Raw genomic sequence first — 17,885 nt, forward strand, 5'->3', positions numbered from 1 at the left:
CGGGTAAACCCGCTCCCACAGGTACTGCGCAGATGTTGAGAACTGCGCAGTACCTGTGGGAGCGGGTTTACCCGCGAAGAGGCCGGTGCAGGCAGACCATCCCCTGTTACAGACGCACCGCGATAACTTCCTGAACCCCTGCTACGTTTACCACTCATAAGCTTGTCATGATTTCTTCATCCCACCTGCCTAGGGTGAAGGCGACAGTTATCAGGAAAAATGAGTGAAGAGGGCGTAGGGCTATGGACGAATACCAGGAAGAACTTCTCGAATTCCAGGCTTATGAACTGGACACCCCGGAACCGGCTGACGACGCCACCGAGCTCTAGCCCACCCGCCGCTGGCTGCGGCGAAACTCCCCCGGTGTGAGGCCCGTCCAGCGCTTGAAAGCGCGCTGGAAGGCCTCGGCCGACGCAAACCCCAGCAGATAGGCAATCTCGCCAAAAGCCAGCTCCGTATCGCGGATGTAGGTTTCGGCAAGGTCGCGCCGTGTTTCGCTGAGCAGGTCGCGAAAACGCGTGCCTTCCTCGGCCAGTTTGCGGCGCAACGTCCAGGTCGGCAGTTGCAGGTGCAGCGCCACTTCTTCCAGGTCCGGTTCACGGCCACCATTGAGCAAAGGGCCCAACAGGTGGGTGATGCGCTCACCCAGGCTGCGCACCCGCGTACGCTGAAGCATTTCCGCCTCGCACAGCTGCAGCAGGTGCTGCCAGGTGCTGGGGCAGTGCCTGGGGTTGGCCAACTGCAGCGTGGCGCGGCTCAGGCGCAGCTGGTTGCCTTCGGCGGCGAACTGCACGGGCGTGCTGCACAGCGGCTGGTAGCGCGCGGCGTAGGCGGGTGCGGCAAACTCGATTTCCATCTGTTCGGCCTGCACCGCCGTACCGGCCAGGTCGGCAAGCTGGGCGAGCCAGCCGGCGAGTAGCGAATCGACCACGAAACGGTTGTAGGCGTTGTAGGGGCTGATGGAGTAGAAGCGTAGCCAGGCGCCCTGGGCATCTTCCTGGAAACTGGAGTGGCCGCGATAGTTGGCGGCGTACAGCGGCTCGAAGCGCAACAGGGCGCGTGCCGCCTCGCCCAGGTTCGGGGCCTGGGCAGCGGTGACCCCGGCCAGGCCGGCATGCGCCAGGCGGCTCAGGCGCCCCATGTGCAGGCCCAGCGCGGCCTCGCCGGACAGTTCGATGGCGGCGTGCCCCAGGTGCATGTAGCGCGGGATTGACAAGCGCGCACCGGCTTCGCTCAGGCGCGCCGCATCCAGGCCATAGCGGCGCAGCAGAGGTTCGGGGTCGTGGCCCAGTTCGCGCAGGGCCTCGGTCAGCGGCTGGACAAAGCCAACCGAAAGGTCGCCCAGGCGCACGCGGGGGCGGGCCATGGGCTTACAACCACAAATTCAGCAAGCGGGCGCCAGGGCTGGGGGTGCCTGCCAGCAATTCACCCGCCTGGCGGGCAAAGCCCTGGCCGTCGCTGCCCTGTTCCCAGAACTGCCCACGCATGAACACGCTCATGCTGCTGACACCAGCCCCGGCCGCTTCGGTCAGGCGTTGCCAGGCGGCTTGTTCACTGACTTCGCCGCGCTGCAACGCCAGCCCGGCGCTGGCATCCTGGTGGCGATTGCCGCGCCAGGGCGCTTGCCAGCTGCCCCTGCCGCTGAGGAACACCGGGTTGGCGATCAGTTGTACCGCCTGTCGTGCCAGTTGCTGGTGGTTTTCCGGGTACCAACTGTCACTGCCCACCAGCACGCCCAGGCGCCCGGCAGGGGTTTGCAATACCTGCAGCGGGTGCTGGCGGCCATCATGCACATAGCGGCGTGTTTCGCTGTCGGGGAACTGCTGGCGTTGCGGTTGGCCCAGCAGCGAACCGTCGCCGGCGAACACTACGCTGCTGTTGAACAATGGGCCGCTGCCGGCATGCAGCACGCCCTGTTTCACGTAAGGGGCGGGCAGCACGATGGAGCCGGCCACCAGGGTGACGTTGAATTCCTTGGCCAGGCCGCCGAACAGTTGCTGGTAGTCCGCGGCCATCTGATCGGCCTTCATGCGCAGGTGCGCGTCGGCGCGCCGGTCGTCCCCGTCGGCACGGAGCATGGCCAGGCCATAGCGCAGCGGGTTGCTCAGTTCCAGCCATTGCAGGGCCTCGCGGCTTTGCGTGACCTGGTACAGCTCGTTCTTTTCCCCGCGTGCCCACAGCCAGGTCCCGATGTGCTCTGGTAGCACCACCACCGTACGCGGGCCTACAAGCCCTTGGGTACGGGCCTGCTCCAGGTAGGCCGCGAGCTTGCGGTGCAGGCGCTGCAGGTTCTGGTAGTCGCCCGGGTAGAGCAGCGGTTCGACACCGAGCAGGTTGCCGTGCTCGCCCGGTACGCCGTGGTTAAGTGCCAGTTCGATACGCAGGTCGGACAGGTAGTGGCCTTCCGGGCGCTGCTGGGTCCAGAAACCATAGCCGCAAAGGGCGGCGATCATCACCAGCGCCAGGGCGCTTGCCAGAAGTTTTCGCATGAAGCAGGACAGCGCCTTGGAAACGGGAGTTTCCTAGGGTAGTCGTGCTGTGCGCGAGGATCAATAACTTGTCAGTTTCGATCATTGAGCCCATTCAAACGGCTGTTTAATGTCGCAGGCAGACAAACGACGGGGCCCGCCAGACGGTGCGGCACCCGCATTCCGTGATCACGCCACCTGGGGACCTTTCCATGGCCGCCGACCGCTACCCGCACCTGCTCGCCCCGCTGGACCTGGGCTTTACCACCTTGCGCAACCGCACCCTGATGGGCTCGATGCACACTGGCCTCGAAGAGCGCCCGGGCGGCTTCGAGCGCATGGCGGCGTACTTTGCCGAGCGCGCCCGCGGTGGCGTCGGCCTGATGGTTACCGGCGGCATCGCGCCCAACGATGAGGGGGGGGTGTATTCCGGGGCGGCCAAGCTCAGCACCGAGGAAGAAGTCGACAAGCACCGCATCGTCACCGAGGCGGTACACGCTGCCGGCGGCAAGATCTGCCTGCAGATCCTGCATGCCGGGCGCTACGCCTACAGCCCGCGCCAGGTGGCGCCCAGCGCGATCCAGGCGCCGATCAACCCGTTCAAGCCCAAGGAACTGGACGAGGCGGGTATCGAAAAGCAGATCGCCGACTTCGTCAATTGCGCGGTGCTGGCCCAGCGCGCCGGTTACGACGGCGTCGAGATCATGGGTTCGGAAGGCTACTTCATCAACCAGTTCCTCGCCGCCCACACCAACCACCGCACCGACCGCTGGGGTGGCAGCTATGAGAACCGCATGCGCCTGGCGGTGGAAATCGTCAGCCGGGTGCGCGGCGCGGTAGGCCCGAACTTCATCATCATCTTCCGCCTGTCGATGCTCGACCTCGTCGAGGGCGGCAGCAGCTGGGACGAGATCGAGCTGCTGGCCAAGGCCATCGAGCAGGCCGGCGCAACCTTGATCAATACCGGCATCGGCTGGCACGAAGCGCGTATCCCGACCATTGCCACCAAGGTGCCGCGCGCGGCATTCAGCAAGGTTACCGCCAAGCTGCGCGGCGTGGTGAACATTCCGCTGATCACCACCAACCGCATCAATACCCCGGAAGTGGCCGAGGCGGTGCTGGCCGAGGGCGATGCCGACATGGTTTCGATGGCCCGGCCGTTCCTGGCCGACCCGGACTTCGTCAACAAGGCCGCTGCCGGCCGCGGCGACGAGATCAACACCTGCATCGGCTGCAACCAGGCCTGCCTGGACCATACCTTTGGCGGCAAGCTGACCAGTTGCCTGGTCAACCCGCGTGCCTGCCACGAAACCGAGCTCAACTACCTGCCCGTGCGCACCGTGAAGCGCATTGCCGTGGTCGGCGCTGGCCCGGCCGGCCTGGCGGCAGCCACGGTGGCGGCCGAGCGCGGCCACGCAGTGACCCTGTTCGATGCCGCCAGCGAGATCGGCGGGCAGTTCAATGTCGCCAAGCGGGTGCCGGGAAAGGAAGAGTTCCATGAAACCCTGCGTTACTTCCGCAACAAGGTCGAAAGCACGGGCGTGGACCTGCGCCTGAACACCCGGGTCGATGTGCAGGCCCTGGTCGACGGTGGCTACGACGAGATCATCCTGGCCACTGGTATTGCCCCGCGCACGCCGGCCATCCCCGGTGTCGAGCATGCCAAGGTGCTCAGCTACCTGGATGTGCTGCTCGAGCGCAAGCCGGTGGGCAAGGCTGTCGCGGTGATCGGTGCGGGTGGCATCGGTTTTGACGTTTCCGAGTACCTGGTGCATCAGGGCGTGGCCACCAGCCAGGACCGTGAGGCGTTCTGGCGGGAGTGGGGCATCGATACCCATCTGCGGGCACGCGGTGGCGTGGCCGGGATCAAGGCCGAGCCGCATGCCCCGGCGCGGCAGGTGTACCTGCTGCAGCGCAAGAAATCCAAGGTGGGTGACGGCCTGGGCAAGACCACCGGCTGGATTCACCGTACCGGGTTGAAGAACAAGCGGGTGCAGATGCTCAACAGCGTCGAGTACCTGGGTATCGACGATGCCGGCCTGCATATTCGCGTGGCCGATGGCGAGCCGCAGGTGCTGGCGGTGGACAACGTGGTGATCTGTGCCGGGCAGGAGCCGCTGCGCGAACTGCAGGACGGGCTGGTGGCGGCGGGGCAGTCGGTGCACCTGATTGGTGGTGCCGATGTGGCGGCCGAGCTGGATGCCAAGCGGGCGATCAACCAGGGTTCGAGATTGGCGGCTGAGCTCTGAGATTGCCGGGGACCGCTTCGCGGCCCTTCGCCGGTAAGCCGGGCTCCCACAGGTACAACACGATGCTTGAGGTTGGCGCAATATCTGTGGGAGCCCGGCTTGCCGGCGATGGGCTGCAAAGCAGCCCCCCGACTTTCGCTGGTAAACTCGCACAATGCACTTTGACCTACCCCAAGCCCCCCTGCAGCCCCTGATCCTGCCTTGGCTGCAACAAGCCCAGGTAGAAGCCGCCATCTTGCGCCTGGACCTGATCGACCCGCTGATCAGCGGCAACAAGTGGTTCAAGCTGCGCCACCACCTGCAGCACGCCTCCGCCATCAAGGCCCCAGGCCTGATAAGCCTCGGCGGCAACCATTCCAACCATCTGCACGCCCTGGCCGCTGCCGGCAAGCGCTTCGGTTTCGCCACCGCCGGCCTGCTGCGTGGCCACGCCCAGGACACGCCAACCGTGCGTGACCTGCAAGCGCTGGGCATGGAACTGCACTGGCTGGGCTATGGCGGCTACCGCGTACGAAACGAAGCGGGTTTCTGGGAGCCCTGGCAGGCACACTACCCGGGTTGGCACTGCATCCCCGAAGGGGGCGGTGGGCTGGCCGGTGCACAGGGCTGCGCGCTGGTCATTCAGCAGGCGCGCGCGCAAATCGCCGCGCTGGGCTGGTCGGGCTACGACGCCTGGTGGCTGGCTGCAGGAACGGGAACTACCCTGGCCGGCCTCGTGATGGCCGAGGCGGGCGCACATGTCGTGCATGGCGCATTGGCTGTACCCAGGGATCATGGCGTGCCGGACGCGGTAGCGACACTGGCCGGTGCGCATGGCTACCAGCTGCACGACGCCTGCCGAGGTGGTTTCGGCAAGTTCGACGCTGAGCTGCTGGCGTTCATCGCCGATTGCGAGCGGCACACCGGCGTGCCGCTCGAAGCCCTCTACACCGGCAAGGCCCTGCTGGCCCTGCGTGAGCAGGTCGAGGCCGGGCTGTTCGCGCCCGGCACCCGCCTGATCGTGGTGCACACCGGCGGCCTGCAGGGCCGGCGTGGTTACTTGTAGGGCAGCATGCGCAGCAGCGTGTTGTCGCGCTGCACATAGTGGTGATACAGCCCGGCCAGAGCGTGCAGGCCGATCAGCCAGTAGCCCCAGCTGCCGATGCGTTCATGCCAGCCTTTGATGAACTTGGCCTGGTCCGGGTTCGGGCCGATCAGATGCGGCAGCTCCAGGCCGAAGAACGGCACTGGTTTGTCGGCGGCGCTCAGGATCAGCCAGCCGGCAAGCGGCAGGATGATCATCAGCAGGTACAACGCCAGGTGCATCAGGTGCGCGAGGCCGGTCTGCCAGGCCGCAGGTTTGGGCACGATGGGTGGGGTCGGGCGGCTCAGGCGGATGGCCAGGCGCAACCAGACCAGCACGAACACGCTGAGCCCGAGCATGAAGTGCAGGTCCTTCATCAGGTTGCGTTCGACGCTGTCCTTGGGGAACAGGCCACGCAGTTCGATAAGGGCATAGACAGCTGCCAGCAGCACCAGCATCAGCCAGTGCAGGGCGATGGACAAGCGCGCGTAATGGGTCGCGGGGGTGGATGAAACCATGATCGGTCCTCGTCATCAGGTCGGAATGGCGCTCTTGCTGGCGCTCAGGTAGTACTGTAATGGCTACGGGGGAACGAATCTTTGCGCCAGGTCTGTGAAAATTGTGTTGTCTGCACCGGCCTCTTCGTGGGTAACCCGCTCCCACAGGTACTGCACAGGTTCTGAATGCTGTGCTGTACCTGTGGGAGCGGGTTTACCCGCGAAGAGGCCGGAACAGCTGACATCATGCCTCGGGGGGAAATGGCCAACTGTCAGCCACTAGAAACACCCGTTCAGCCTCCTGCCAGGCGCCATCAGCTTCTTGCTCCAACCTCACCAGCAACTGCGCCGGAGCCTTCCGCTCCAGCACATGCAGCCATGCCGCAAACTGCTCCACCGCCCAGCACTCATGCGCCTCGACCCGCGCCGGCGCCAGCCAGGCATGCCGTTGCAGCGGCTGCCATCGTTCACCTTCGCCCATGACCCAGTCCCTCCGCCGCAGCCAGCGCCCGCGCAAATGCTGCGGGTTGGCGCCCTGTGGTGGCTGCGCATGCCCAGGCCACGGGTAGAACAGATAGCCACCCAGCCACACATGCGCCTGCAGCTGCTCCACCCCCAGCCGGGCCAGCACCTCGCGGCTGTGCGCCCCGGCCGATATGGGCAACTGGTGCCGCGCCAGGTGCGCCAGTTTGCTTCCCAGTCGGTCATGGCAGCCCGGCCCCAGCCAGGCCACGGGGTCGTGCCCGGAATGCTCCGGGCCCAGGTAGAGCTTGATGGCCAGTTCCAGGTGATGCACGCCGTCGCGGTCGCGCAGCACCACATCCAGCTCGCCCAGGGTGCGTCCGCCGTCGCGAATCGCCAGGTTGGCCGCCAGCAGTTCGATGCCCGGCGCCTGGCCCAGGGCAAATTGCCACAGCCGTTCGTAGTAGTGCCCCAGGCGCCGGCTGCCCAGTTGCGCCAGCCAGTCATGCAGTGGGCGGTCATCGTCATCCAGCGCCCGCAGCCAGTCCGCCAGGCGCTGTGGCTGGTCCGCCCACAGGCTGCCCGCCAGCGGGTGGCGCTGGGGGCAGGGCGGGGCGCTGAGCAACGGGGGCGACAGCAGGGCCCAGGCCAGGTCGCGCACGTGGGGGCGGCGTAGCTGCCGGGGCAGGTCGTGGAGCAGGGCGAATGGCATCATCCTGCGAGCATAGCCGGTTTGCCGCTACCCGGTGGTTTCGCCCATAATCGCGGCATAGTCACCCGCCGCAGAGCCTCGCAGGAGCCCCATGGAGCAATTTCGCAATATCGGTATCATCGGCCGCCTTGGCAGCTCCCAGGTGCTCGACACCATTCGCCGACTGAAAAAATTCCTCCTCGAGCGCCACCTGCACGTGATCCTCGAGGACACCATTGCCGAAGTGCTGCCTGGCCATGGCCTGCAAACCTCTACCCGCAAGCTGCTGGGCGAGGTCTGCGACCTGGTCATCGTGGTCGGCGGCGACGGCAGCCTGCTGGGCGCCGCCCGCGCTCTGGCCCGGCACAACATTCCGGTGCTGGGCATCAACCGTGGCAACCTGGGCTTCCTCACCGACATCCGCCCCGACGAGCTGGAAGAGAAGGTCGCCGAAGTGCTCGACGGCCACTACCTGGTGGAAAACCGCTTCCTGCTGCAGGCCGAGGTACGCCGCCACAACGAAGCCATCGGCCAGGGTGATGCACTGAACGACGTGGTGCTGCACCCGGGCAAGTCCACGCGCATGATCGAGTTCGAGATCTACATCGACGGCCAGTTCGTCTGCAGCCAGAAGGCCGACGGCCTGATCGTCGCCACCCCCACCGGCTCCACAGCCTATGCCCTGTCGGCCGGCGGCCCGATCATGCACCCCAAGCTCGACGCCATCGTCATCGTGCCAATGTACCCGCATACCCTGTCGGGCCGGCCGATCGTGGTCGACGGCAACAGCGAGCTGAAGATCGTGGTGTCCAAGGACCTGCAGATCTACCCGCAAGTATCCTGTGACGGCCAGAACCACTTCACCTGCGCCCCCGGTGACACCATCACGGTGAGCAAGAAACCGCAGAAGCTGCGCCTGATCCACCCGCTGGACCACAACTACTACGAGGTCTGCCGCACCAAGCTCGGCTGGGGCAGCCGCCTGGGAAGCAGGGACGACTGATGCTCGATCCGGCGCGTAGTTTCGACATCATCGGTGACGTGCACGGTTGTGCGCTGACCCTTGAACGCCTGCTCGACGCCCTTGGTTACAAGCGTGTGGCCGGCGTGTGGTGCCACCCGCGGCGCCAGGCGCTGTTCCTTGGCGACATCGTCGACCGCGGGCCACGCATTCGCGAGGCGTTGCACATCGTCCACGACATGGTCGAGGCCGGCCAGGCGTTCTGCATCATGGGCAACCACGAGTACAATGCCCTGGGCTGGGTTACCCCGGCGCTGCCTGGCAGCGGCAAGGCCTTCGTGCGCGAGCATACGCCGCGCCACGCCCGGTTGATCGACGAAACCCTGACCCAGTTTGCCAACCACCCCGCTGACTGGCACGACTTCGTCAACTGGTTCTACGAGTTGCCGCTGTTCGTCGACGCCGGGCGTTTCCGCCTGGTGCATGCCTGCTGGGACCCGCGGCTGATCGAGCCGCTGCGCCAGCAGTACCCCGACGGTCGTATCGACGAGCACTTCATCCAGGCTTCGGCGGTGAGCGGCAGCTTTGCCGCCACCGTGTGCAACCGCCTGCTGCGCGGTACCGACATGCGCCTGCCGGACGGCCTGACCCTCACCGGTGGCGATGGTCTGACCCGTGCCTTCTTCCGTACCAAGTTCTGGGAAGAAGACCCGCAAACCTACGGCGACATCGTGTTCCAGCCAGACGCTCTTCCTGCGGAAGTGGCCAGCACCCCGCTCAGTCACAGCCAGAAGAACGCCTTGCTGCGCTATGCCGAAGACGAGCCCATGCTGTTCGTCGGCCATTACTGGCGCAGCGGCCGCCCGGCGCCGATCCGCGCCAACCTGGCCTGCCTGGACTACAGCGCCGTGCTCTACGGCAAGCTGGCCGCCTACCGGCTGGATGATGAAACCCGCATCGACCCGCACAAGTTCGTCTGGGTCGATGTGGACCGCCCACAGGCCAACCAATGAACATTATCGAAGTGATGCGCCTGCCGCTGTCGGTCGACCTCAGCGGCTTCGTTCACCTGCTGCAGCGCCTGCAGGTGCCGCACCGGGTCAGCGAGGAAGGCGATGCCCAGGTGCTCTGGGCCCCCGACACCCTGGCCGCAGACGTCCGCGAACTCTACCAGCGCTACCCCGACGGCAACGCCGACCTTGAACTTGCTCAGGACCCTGTGGGAGCGGGTTTACCCGCGAATAGCCCCACACAACCGTCCCTGGCAGAACAGGCCAGAGCCTGCAAAGTCACCACTATCACCCTGCTGCTGTGCTTCATCGTCGCCGGCCTTACCGGCCTGGGCGACAACTTCACCACCATCAGCTGGTTCACCTTCCTCGACTTCCGCGTCCAGGGCGACTACCTGTATTTCAGCCCACTGGCGCAAAGCCTGGACGAAGGCCAGTGGTGGCGCCTGGTATCGCCCATGCTGCTGCATTTCGGCGTGCTGCACCTGGCCATGAACAGCCTGTGGTACTGGGAACTGGGCAAACGCATCGAATTGCGCCAGGGCCCGTGGGCGCTGCTGGGCCTGACCCTGTTGTTCAGCCTGGTGTCCAACCTGGCCCAGCACTTCAGCAGCGGGCCGAGCCTGTTTGGCGGCCTGTCCGGCGTGCTGTACGGCCTGCTCGGGCACATCTGGCTGTGCCAGTGGCTGGCACCCGACCGTTACTTCAACCTGCCCAAGGGCGTGCTGGTGATGATGCTGATCTGGCTGGTGGTGTGCCTGAGCGGCGTTATCGACACCCTGGGCCTCGGCCAGATCGCCAATGCCGCCCACGTCGGCGGGCTGCTCATCGGATGCCTGACCGGGCTCTTGGGTGGGGCGCTGGCCCGGCGTAAACTGTCGGCTTGAATCAGGAGACACTATGTCCACTTTCGCGCAAATGATCGAAAACATCACCCCGGAAATCTACGAAAGCCTGAAACTGGCCGTGGAAATCGGCAAATGGTCGGATGGCCGCAAGCTCACTGCCGAGCAGAAAGAGCTGTCGCTGCAGGCGGTAATCGCATGGGAGATGAAAAACCTCCCCGAAGACCAGCGTACCGGCTACATGGGCCCGCAGGAATGCGCCTCGAAGTCCGCGCCGATCGCCAACATTCTGTTCAAGTCGGACTCGGTACATTGATCGAACTCGCTCGTGGCTCGTTGAGCAAGATGGCGGTAAGCCTGCAGGCACCAGTGGTGCAGTACAGCTTCCGCCTGGATGACACGCAGGTGCCGGTGAACCCGCTGATCGGCCAGCGCCTGCGCCTTGAATACCTCGGCGCCATTCACTGCAGCCATTGTGGCAAGCGCACCAAGACCAGCTTCAGCCAGGGTTACTGCTACCCGTGCATGACCAGGCTGGCCCAGTGCGATGTGTGCATCATGGCTCCGGAAAAATGCCACTACGACGCCGGCACCTGCCGCGAGCCGTCGTGGGGCGAACAGTTCTGCATGACCGATCACGTGGTCTACCTGGCCAACTCGTCGGGGATCAAGGTCGGCATCACCCGCGCCACCCAGCTGCCCACCCGCTGGCTCGACCAGGGCGCCAGCCAGGCCCTGCCGATCGTGCGCGTTGCCACCCGCCAGCAGTCCGGCCTGGTTGAAGACCTGCTGCGCAGCCAGGTGCCGGACCGCACCAACTGGCGCACCCTGCTCAAGGGCGATGCCGAGGAGCTCGACCTGGTCGCCATTCGTGAGCAAGTCTTCGACACCTGCGCAGATGGCCTGCGCGAGCTGCAGGGCCGCTTCGGCCTGCAGGCGATCCAGCCGCTGGCCGATGCCGAAGTGGTGCAGATGAAGTACCCGGTCGAGGCCTACCCGGCGAAGATCGTCAGCTTCAACCTCGACAAGGACCCGGTAGTGGAAGGCACGCTGCTGGGCATCAAGGGCCAGTACCTGATCTTCGACACCGGTGTGATCAATATTCGCAAGTACACGGCCTACCAGTTGGCCGTGCTTCAGTAAAAAGGACCTGCACATGCGTACCGAACAACCGCAAGTGATCTACCTCAAGGATTACCAGGCGCCCGAGTACCTGATCGACGAGACGCACCTGACCTTCGAGCTGTTCGAGGACCACACCCTGGTCCACGCGCAACTGGTCATGCGCCGCAACCCGGCACGCGGTGCCGGCCTGCCGCCATTGGAGCTCGATGGCCAGCAGCTGGAACTGCTGCGCGCCTCGCTGGATGACCAGGAGCTGCAGCCGGGCGACTACCAGCTCGATGTCGACAGCCTGACCGTGCAGCCCAAGGCCGAGCGCTTCACCCTCGACACCAGCGTGAAGATCCACCCCGAGAGCAACACCGCACTGGAAGGCCTGTACAAGTCGGGCAAGATGTTCTGCACCCAGTGCGAGGCCGAAGGCTTCCGCAAGATCACCTACTACCTCGACCGCCCGGACGTGATGAGCACCTTCACCACCACGGTCATCGCCGAACAGCATCGCTACCCGGTATTGTTGTCGAACGGCAACCCGATCGGTAGCGGGCCGGCAGACGATGGTCGCCACTGGGCGACCTGGGAAGACCCGTTCATGAAGCCGGCTTACCTGTTCGCCCTGGTGGCCGGTGATTTGTGGTGCGTCGAGGACAGCTTCACCCGCCAGTCCGGCCGTGATGTGACCCTGCGCATCTACGTCGAGCCCGAGAACATCGACAAGTGCGACCACGCCATGGTCAGCCTGAAGAAGTCCATGCGCTGGGACGAAGAAGTCTATGGCCGCGAGTACGATCTGGACATTTTCATGATCGTCGCGGTCAACGACTTCAACATGGGCGCCATGGAAAACAAGGGCCTGAACATCTTCAACTCCAGTTGTGTGCTGGCCCGTGCTGAAACGGCCACCGATGCTGCCCACCAGCGCGTCGAAGGTGTGGTTGCCCACGAGTATTTCCACAACTGGTCGGGCAACCGCGTCACTTGCCGTGACTGGTTCCAGCTGTCGCTGAAAGAAGGCTTCACGGTGTTCCGCGATGCCGAGTTCAGCGCCGACATGAACTCGCGCACGGTCAAACGCATCGAAGACGTGGCCTATCTGCGTACTCACCAGTTCGCCGAAGATGCTGGCCCCATGGCCCACCCGGTACGGCCGGACAGCTTCATCGAGATCTCCAACTTCTACACCCTGACCGTGTACGAGAAAGGCGCCGAAGTGGTGCGCATGGTTCGTACCCTGCTGGGCGCAGACGGCTTCCGCAAGGGCAGCGACCTGTACTTCGAACGCCACGATGGCCAGGCGGTGACCACCGACGATTTCATCAAGGCCATGGAAGACGCCAACGGTGTCGACTTCACCCAGTTCAAGCGCTGGTACAACCAGGCTGGCACCCCACGCCTGGAAGTCAGCGAGGCCTATGACGCGGCCGCGCAGACCTACAGCCTGACCTTCCGCCAGAGCTGCCCGCAGACCCCGGACAAGGCCGAAAAACTGCCGTTCGTGATCCCGGTGGAACTTGGCCTGCTGGATGCCGCAGGCAACGACCTGCCGCTGCAACTGGCCGGCGAAGCGACAGCGCAGGGCACCAGCCGTGTGCTATCGGTGACCGAGGCCGAGCAGACCTTCACCTTCCAGGGCATCCAGGCCAAGCCGCTGCCGTCGCTGCTGCGCGGTTTCAGTGCACCGGTCAAGCTGAGCTTCCCCTACGACCGCGACCAGCTGATGTTCCTGATGCAGCACGACAGCGACGGTTTCAACCGCTGGGAGGCGGGGCAGCAGTTGTCGGTGCAGGTGTTGCAGGAGCTGATCGGCCAGCATCAGCGTGGCGAAGCACTCACGCTCGATCAGCGCCTGATCACCGCCCTTGGCACCGTGCTCGGCAACGAGTCGCTGGACCCTGCCATGGTTGCCGAAATGCTCTCGCTGCCGGGTGAGGCCTACCTCACCGAGATCAGCCAGGTGGCCGACGTGGACGCCATCCACGCCGCCCGCGAGTTCGCCCGCCAGCAGATCGCCGAGCAGCTGTTCGACGCCCTGTGGGCGCGCTACAAGGCCAACCGCGAAGTGTCGCGCAGCACCGCCTACGTGGCCTCGGCCGAGCACTTTGCCCGCCGCAGCCTGCAAAACATCGCCCTCTCTTACCTGATGCTGAGTGGCAAGCCACAGGTGCTGGAAGCGACCCTGGAGCAGTTCGAGCACTGCGACAACATGACCGAGCGCCTGACCGCGCTGGCAGTGCTGGTCAACTCGCCGTTCGAAGCCGAGCGGGCCAAGGCGCTGGAAGCCTTTGCCGAGCACTTCAAGGACAACCCGCTGGTCATGGACCAATGGTTCAGCGTGCAGGCGGCCAGCGCGCTGCCGGGCGGGTTGGCGCGGGTCAAGGCGCTGATGCAGCACCCGGCGTTCACCCTGAAGAACCCGAACAAGGTGCGCGCGCTGATCGGCGCCTTTGCCGGGCAGAACCTGGTCAACTTCCATGCGGCGGATGGCTCCGGCTACCGCTTCCTGGCGGACCTGGTGATCGAGCTGAATGCGCTGAACCCGCAGATCGCCTCGCGGCAACTGGCACCGCTGACCCGCTGGCGCAAGTATGACGCTGCGCGTCAGGCCCTGATGAAGGGCGAGCTGGAGCGGATTCTGGCTTCTGGTGAGCTGTCCAGTGATGTGTATGAGGTTGTGAGCAAGAGCCTGGCTTGAGCCTGTAGAAACTGGGGCTGCTTTGCAGCCCATCGCCGGCAAGCCAGCTCCCACAGGTACTCCACTGCCTTCAATGCCTGTGCAGTACCTGTGAGCTCAATTGTCTTGTATTGCCTGCAAGGGCCTTATTGCTCCCACAGGTATTTGACTGCTTTCAAGGCATGTGCAGTACCTGTGGGAGCTGGCTTGCCGGCGATGGGCCGCACAGCGGCCCCTGCTTTTTACAGGCGACAACAAAACATAACACCCCGCCCGTTGTGTTCCCGCAAACATCCCCGCTACGATCCCCTCAAGCTATTGCAGGCCTCTAGATCAGGCTTTTCGCAGTACGTGCAGTGCATTGACCCACCAGACAAGAACAACAGGGGGACAGTCATGAGGGAACAGAACAGGCGCTTTGCCTGGCCATTGGCAGCCGGCGCGGTACTGGCGCTGGGGCTTGGCGTGTGGGCTGACAGCGTGCAAGCCGCTGCCGCCGACGAATACTCCACCGAATCGGCCAAGGCCAGCCAAAGCCTGCTGATCGACGCCACCCATGCCGGCAAGCGCCTGGTGGTGGTGGGCGATCGCGGTCATATCCTGTTCTCTGACGACCAGGGCAGAACCTGGACCCAGGCGCGGGTGCCCACCCGGCAACTGCTCACCGCGGTGTTTTTCCTCGACGACAAGCACGGCTGGGCCGTCGGCCACGATGCGCTGGTGCTCGCCAGCAGCGATGGTGGTGCCACCTGGAGCAAGCAGTTCGAAGACCTGTCCCGCGAAGCACCGTTGCTCGATGTCGTCTTCCTCGATGCTCGGCACGGCTTTGCCGTAGGTGCCTACGGCGCCTTGCTGGAGACCACCGACGGTGGCCAGCACTGGCAGGACGTGGCCGAGCGCCTGGACAACCCCGACCAGCTGCACCTGAACGGTATCGCCCAGGTGCGCGACGCAGGCCTGTTCATCGTCGGCGAGCAGGGTGGCATGTTCCGCTCCGCCGACAACGGCCAGACCTGGGCCAAGGTCCAGGGCCCTTACGAGGGCTCGCTGTTCGGCGTGATCGGCACTGCCCGGCCGCACACCCTGCTGGCCTACGGCCTGCGCGGCAACCTGTTCCGTTCCACCGATTTTGGTGACAGCTGGCAGCCGATCGAGCTCAAGGTCGCACGTGGCACCCTCGAATTCGGCCTGGCAGGCGCTACGCTTGTCGAGGACGGTAGCCTGGTGCTGGTCGGCAATGGCGGCAGCGTGCTGCGCAGTACCGATGATGGCCAGACCTTCAATGTCTACAACCGCGCCGACCGCATTGCCCTGGCCGGCGTCAGCGGCCTGGCCGATGGCGGCCTGCTGCTGGTAGGGCAGGGTGGCGTGCACCTGGCTGACCCGCAGGGTGCTGACCAGGAGGTGCGTCCATGACCAGCAGGGAGAGCATCACCATGCACCCGCATCACCAGGACAAGGCCACGCTGCTCGAACGCCTGATCTTCAACAACCGCCCGGTGGTCATCGCCCTGTGCGTGCTGGTCAGCATCTTCCTGTTCTGGCAGGCCACGCAGATCCGCCCGTCCACCAGCTTCGAGAAGATGATCCCGCTGCAGCACCCGTTCATCGAGCAGATGATGGAGCACCGCAACGACCTGGCCAACCTCGGCAACACCGTGCGCATTTCGGTGGAGGCAGTGAATGGCGACATCTTCGACAAGGACTACATGGAGACCCTGCGGCAGATCCATGACGAAGTGTTCTATATCCCTGGCGTCGACCGTGCCGGGCTGAAGTCGCTGTGGAGCCCCAGCGTGCGCTGGAGCGAGGTCACCGAGGAAGGCTTCTCCGGTGGCGAGGTGATTCCCAACACCTACAACGGCTCGCAGGACAGCCTCGACACCCTGCGCGACAACGTGCTCAAGTCGGGCCAGGTGGGGCGCCTGGTGGGCAACAACTTCAAGTCCAGCATCGTCGATGTACCGCTGCTGGAGAGCTACCCAGACCCGCAGGACCCGGGCAGGCAGGTGAAGCTGGACTATCAGCAGTTCTCGCACCAGCTGGAAGAAAAGATTCGTGACAAGTTCCAGGCGCAGAACCCCAACGTGAAGGTGCACATCGTCGGCTTCGCCAAGAAGGTCGGCGACCTGATCGACGGCCTGGTGATGGTGGCGATGTTCTTCGGCGTCGCCCTGGCCATCACCTGGGTGCTGTTGTACTGGTTCACCTGGTGCATCCGCAGCACCATCGCCGTGCTCATCACCACCCTGGTGGCGGTGGTCTGGCAGCTGGGGCTGATGCATGCGGTGGGCTTTGGCCTGGACCCGTACTCGATGCTGGTGCCGTTCCTGATCTTCGCCATCGGCATTTCCCACGGGGTGCAGAAGATCAACGGTATCGCCCTGCAGTCGAGTGACGCCGACAACGCGCTGACCGCCGCCCGGCGCACCTTCCGCCAGCTGTTCCTGCCGGGGATGATCGCCATCCTTGCCGACGCCGTGGGCTTCATCACCTTGCTGATAATCGACATCGGGGTGATCCGTGAGCTGGCCATCGGTGCGTCCATCGGTGTAGCGGTGATCGTGTTCACCAACCTCATCCTGCTGCCGGTAGCCATTTCCTATGTCGGCATCAGCAGGAAGGCCGTCGAGCGCAGCAAGCAGGACGCCACCCGCGAGCACCCGTTCTGGCGCCTGCTGTCGAACTTCGCCAGTGCCAAGGTGGCGCCAGTATCGGTGGCCTTGGCGCTGGTCGCCTTCGCCGGTGGCCTGTGGTACAGCCAGAACCTGAAGATCGGCGACCTCGACCAGGGCGCGCCGGAGCTGCGCCCCGACTCGCGCTACAACCAGGACAACAACTTCATCATCAGCAACTACTCGACCAGTTCCGATGTGCTGGTGATCATGGTCAAGACCCCGCCGGAAAGCTGCTCGATCCACTCGACCATGGCGCCGATCGACGAGCTGATGTGGACCATGCAGAACACCCCAGGCGTGCAGTCGGCGATTTCCCTCGTGACCGTGTCCAAGCAGGTGATCAAGGGCATGAACGAGGGCAGCCTGAAATGGGAAACGCTGTCGCGCAACCCTGACATCCTCAACAACTCCATCGCCCGCGCCGATGGCCTGTACAACGGCGACTGCTCGCTGGCGCCGGTGCTGGTGTTCCTCAACGACCACAAGGCCGAAACCCTGGAGCGGGTCACTGCCGTGGCCAAGGCGTTTGCCGACAGCCACAACAAGGAAGGCCTGCAGTTCCTGCTGGCGGCGGGCAACGCCGGGATCGAGGCGGCGACCAACGAGGTGATCAAGTCGGCCGAGCTGACCATCCTGATCCTGGTGTACATCTGCGTGGCGGTGATGTGCCTGATTACCTTCCGTTCGTTTGCCGCCACCCTGTGCATTGTCCTGCCGCTGGTGCTGACCTCGGTGCTGGGCAACGCGCTGATGGCCTACATGGGCATCGGGGTCAAGGTGGCGACCCTGCCGGTGGTGGCGCTGGGTGTGGGCATCGGCGTGGACTATGGCATCTACATCTACAGCCGGCTGGAAAGCTTCCTGCGCGCCGGGTTGCCGTTGCAGGAGGCTTATTACGAGACCTTGCGCTCGACCGGCAAGGCGGTGCTGTTCACCGGGTTGTGCCTGGCCATCGGCGTGTGCACCTGGATCTTCTCGGCGATCAAGTTCCAGGCGGACATGGGGCTGATGCTGACTTTCATGTTGTTGTGGAACATGTTCGGGGCGCTGTGGTTGTTGCCGGCGTTGGCGCGGTTCCTGATCAAGCCGGAGAAGATGGTGGGCAAGGAGGGCGGGTCGATTTTTGCCCATTGAATTGCAGGGGGCCGCTTTGCGGCCCATCGCCGGG

General features: G+C 64.7%; 14 protein-coding genes. 10 read left to right on the plus strand and 4 right to left on the minus strand.

The features are described 5' to 3' along the window. Positions 1 to 325 precede the first annotated feature (325 nt). Both ACK1U9_RS18045 and ACK1U9_RS18050 read right to left on the minus strand, forming a co-directional pair. Positions 326 to 1,366, minus strand: coding sequence for an AraC family transcriptional regulator (locus ACK1U9_RS18045; RefSeq protein WP_085601482.1), 1,041 nt, complete (start codon positions 1,364 to 1,366; stop codon positions 326 to 328). Positions 1,367 to 1,370: 4 nt separating this feature from the next. Beyond that, positions 1,371 to 2,489 (minus strand): nitrilase-related carbon-nitrogen hydrolase, encoded by a 1,119-nt coding sequence (locus ACK1U9_RS18050; RefSeq protein WP_046617249.1) that lies wholly within the window; start codon positions 2,487 to 2,489, stop codon positions 1,371 to 1,373. 191 nt (positions 2,490 to 2,680) lie between these two features. On the opposite strand from ACK1U9_RS18050, the gene ACK1U9_RS18055 reads away from it, so the two are divergent. Both ACK1U9_RS18055 and ACK1U9_RS18060 read left to right on the plus strand, forming a co-directional pair. Further along, positions 2,681 to 4,717: an oxidoreductase gene (locus ACK1U9_RS18055; RefSeq protein WP_449110076.1), complete on the plus strand. Its 2,037-nt coding sequence runs from the start codon at positions 2,681 to 2,683 to the stop codon at positions 4,715 to 4,717. A 154-nt stretch (positions 4,718 to 4,871) separates the two neighbouring features. Further along, entirely contained in the window at positions 4,872 to 5,762 is an 891-nt protein-coding gene (locus ACK1U9_RS18060; RefSeq protein WP_108481032.1) for a 1-aminocyclopropane-1-carboxylate deaminase/D-cysteine desulfhydrase, read from the plus strand. On the opposite strand, the gene ACK1U9_RS18065 is transcribed toward ACK1U9_RS18060, so the two are convergent. Together ACK1U9_RS18065 and ACK1U9_RS18070 are read right to left on the minus strand one after the other, a co-directional pair. After that, on the minus strand, positions 5,753 to 6,298 hold the full coding sequence (locus tag ACK1U9_RS18065) for a cytochrome b (RefSeq protein WP_003260150.1): 546 nt from the start codon (positions 6,296 to 6,298) through the stop codon (positions 5,753 to 5,755). The genes ACK1U9_RS18060 and ACK1U9_RS18065 overlap by 10 nt on opposite strands. Positions 6,299 to 6,521: 223 nt before the next feature. Continuing rightward, positions 6,522 to 7,454 carry a DUF1853 family protein gene (locus ACK1U9_RS18070; protein WP_449110077.1) on the minus strand — a complete coding sequence of 311 codons (933 nt, stop codon included), beginning with the start codon at positions 7,452 to 7,454 and terminating at the stop codon, positions 6,522 to 6,524. An 88-nt stretch (positions 7,455 to 7,542) separates the two neighbouring features. Here ACK1U9_RS18070 and ACK1U9_RS18075 point away from each other — a divergent pair, with 88 nt between their 5' ends. The 8 genes from ACK1U9_RS18075 to ACK1U9_RS18110 all read left to right on the plus strand — a co-directional run bounded on the left by ACK1U9_RS18075 (position 7,543) and on the right by ACK1U9_RS18110 (position 17,851). After that, on the plus strand, positions 7,543 to 8,433 hold the full coding sequence (locus ACK1U9_RS18075) for an NAD(+) kinase (protein WP_025338255.1): 891 nt from the start codon (positions 7,543 to 7,545) through the stop codon (positions 8,431 to 8,433). After that, entirely contained in the window at positions 8,433 to 9,404 is a 972-nt protein-coding gene (locus ACK1U9_RS18080; RefSeq protein ID WP_046617078.1) for a metallophosphoesterase, read from the plus strand. The genes ACK1U9_RS18075 and ACK1U9_RS18080 overlap by 1 nt, the downstream gene beginning before the upstream one ends. Next, positions 9,401 to 10,288 carry a rhomboid family intramembrane serine protease gene (locus ACK1U9_RS18085; RefSeq protein ID WP_108480205.1) on the plus strand — a complete coding sequence of 296 codons (888 nt, stop codon included), beginning with the start codon at positions 9,401 to 9,403 and terminating at the stop codon, positions 10,286 to 10,288. The genes ACK1U9_RS18080 and ACK1U9_RS18085 overlap by 4 nt, the downstream gene beginning before the upstream one ends. A gap of 13 nt (positions 10,289 to 10,301) precedes the next feature. Continuing rightward, entirely contained in the window at positions 10,302 to 10,562 is a 261-nt protein-coding gene (locus tag ACK1U9_RS18090; RefSeq protein ID WP_003260154.1) for a YeaC family protein, read from the plus strand. Then, a complete protein-coding gene (locus ACK1U9_RS18095; RefSeq protein ID WP_108480204.1) occupies positions 10,559 to 11,389 on the plus strand; it encodes a DUF2797 domain-containing protein in 831 nt (276 codons plus the stop codon). Before ACK1U9_RS18090 ends, ACK1U9_RS18095 begins: the two co-directional genes overlap by 4 nt. 13 nt (positions 11,390 to 11,402) lie before the next feature. After that, positions 11,403 to 14,060, plus strand: coding sequence for an aminopeptidase N (gene pepN / locus ACK1U9_RS18100; protein ID WP_108480203.1), 2,658 nt, complete (start codon positions 11,403 to 11,405; stop codon positions 14,058 to 14,060). 375 nt (positions 14,061 to 14,435) lie between these two features. Then, positions 14,436 to 15,455, plus strand: coding sequence for a WD40/YVTN/BNR-like repeat-containing protein (locus tag ACK1U9_RS18105; protein ID WP_108480202.1), 1,020 nt, complete (start codon positions 14,436 to 14,438; stop codon positions 15,453 to 15,455). A gap of 20 nt (positions 15,456 to 15,475) precedes the next feature. Beyond that, on the plus strand, positions 15,476 to 17,851 hold the full coding sequence (locus ACK1U9_RS18110) for an efflux RND transporter permease subunit (protein WP_085601525.1): 2,376 nt from the start codon (positions 15,476 to 15,478) through the stop codon (positions 17,849 to 17,851). The last annotated feature ends 34 nt before the right edge of the window (positions 17,852 to 17,885 follow it).

Source organism: Pseudomonas sp. XP1 (assembly GCF_053557675.1).

What these genes read in the sequence shown, in the direction of transcription:
- ACK1U9_RS18045 (WP_085601482.1), bottom strand. Translation starts at nt 1,366, where the DNA reads ATGGCCCGCCCCCGCGTGCGCCTGGGCGACCTTTCGGTTGGCTTTGTC.
- ACK1U9_RS18050 (WP_046617249.1), bottom strand. Translation starts at nt 2,489, where the DNA reads ATGCGAAAACTTCTGGCAAGCGCCCTGGCGCTGGTGATGATCGCCGCC.
- ACK1U9_RS18055 (WP_449110076.1), top strand. Translation starts at nt 2,681, where the DNA reads ATGGCCGCCGACCGCTACCCGCACCTGCTCGCCCCGCTGGACCTGGGC.
- ACK1U9_RS18060 (WP_108481032.1), top strand. Translation starts at nt 4,872, where the DNA reads ATGCACTTTGACCTACCCCAAGCCCCCCTGCAGCCCCTGATCCTGCCT.
- ACK1U9_RS18065 (WP_003260150.1), bottom strand. Translation starts at nt 6,298, where the DNA reads ATGGTTTCATCCACCCCCGCGACCCATTACGCGCGCTTGTCCATCGCC.
- ACK1U9_RS18070 (WP_449110077.1), bottom strand. Translation starts at nt 7,454, where the DNA reads ATGATGCCATTCGCCCTGCTCCACGACCTGCCCCGGCAGCTACGCCGC.
- ACK1U9_RS18075 (WP_025338255.1), top strand. Translation starts at nt 7,543, where the DNA reads ATGGAGCAATTTCGCAATATCGGTATCATCGGCCGCCTTGGCAGCTCC.
- ACK1U9_RS18080 (WP_046617078.1), top strand. Translation starts at nt 8,433, where the DNA reads ATGCTCGATCCGGCGCGTAGTTTCGACATCATCGGTGACGTGCACGGT.
- ACK1U9_RS18085 (WP_108480205.1), top strand. Translation starts at nt 9,401, where the DNA reads ATGAACATTATCGAAGTGATGCGCCTGCCGCTGTCGGTCGACCTCAGC.
- ACK1U9_RS18090 (WP_003260154.1), top strand. Translation starts at nt 10,302, where the DNA reads ATGTCCACTTTCGCGCAAATGATCGAAAACATCACCCCGGAAATCTAC.
- pepN (WP_108480203.1), top strand. Translation starts at nt 11,403, where the DNA reads ATGCGTACCGAACAACCGCAAGTGATCTACCTCAAGGATTACCAGGCG.
- ACK1U9_RS18105 (WP_108480202.1), top strand. Translation starts at nt 14,436, where the DNA reads ATGAGGGAACAGAACAGGCGCTTTGCCTGGCCATTGGCAGCCGGCGCG.
- ACK1U9_RS18110 (WP_085601525.1), top strand. Translation starts at nt 15,476, where the DNA reads ATGCACCCGCATCACCAGGACAAGGCCACGCTGCTCGAACGCCTGATC.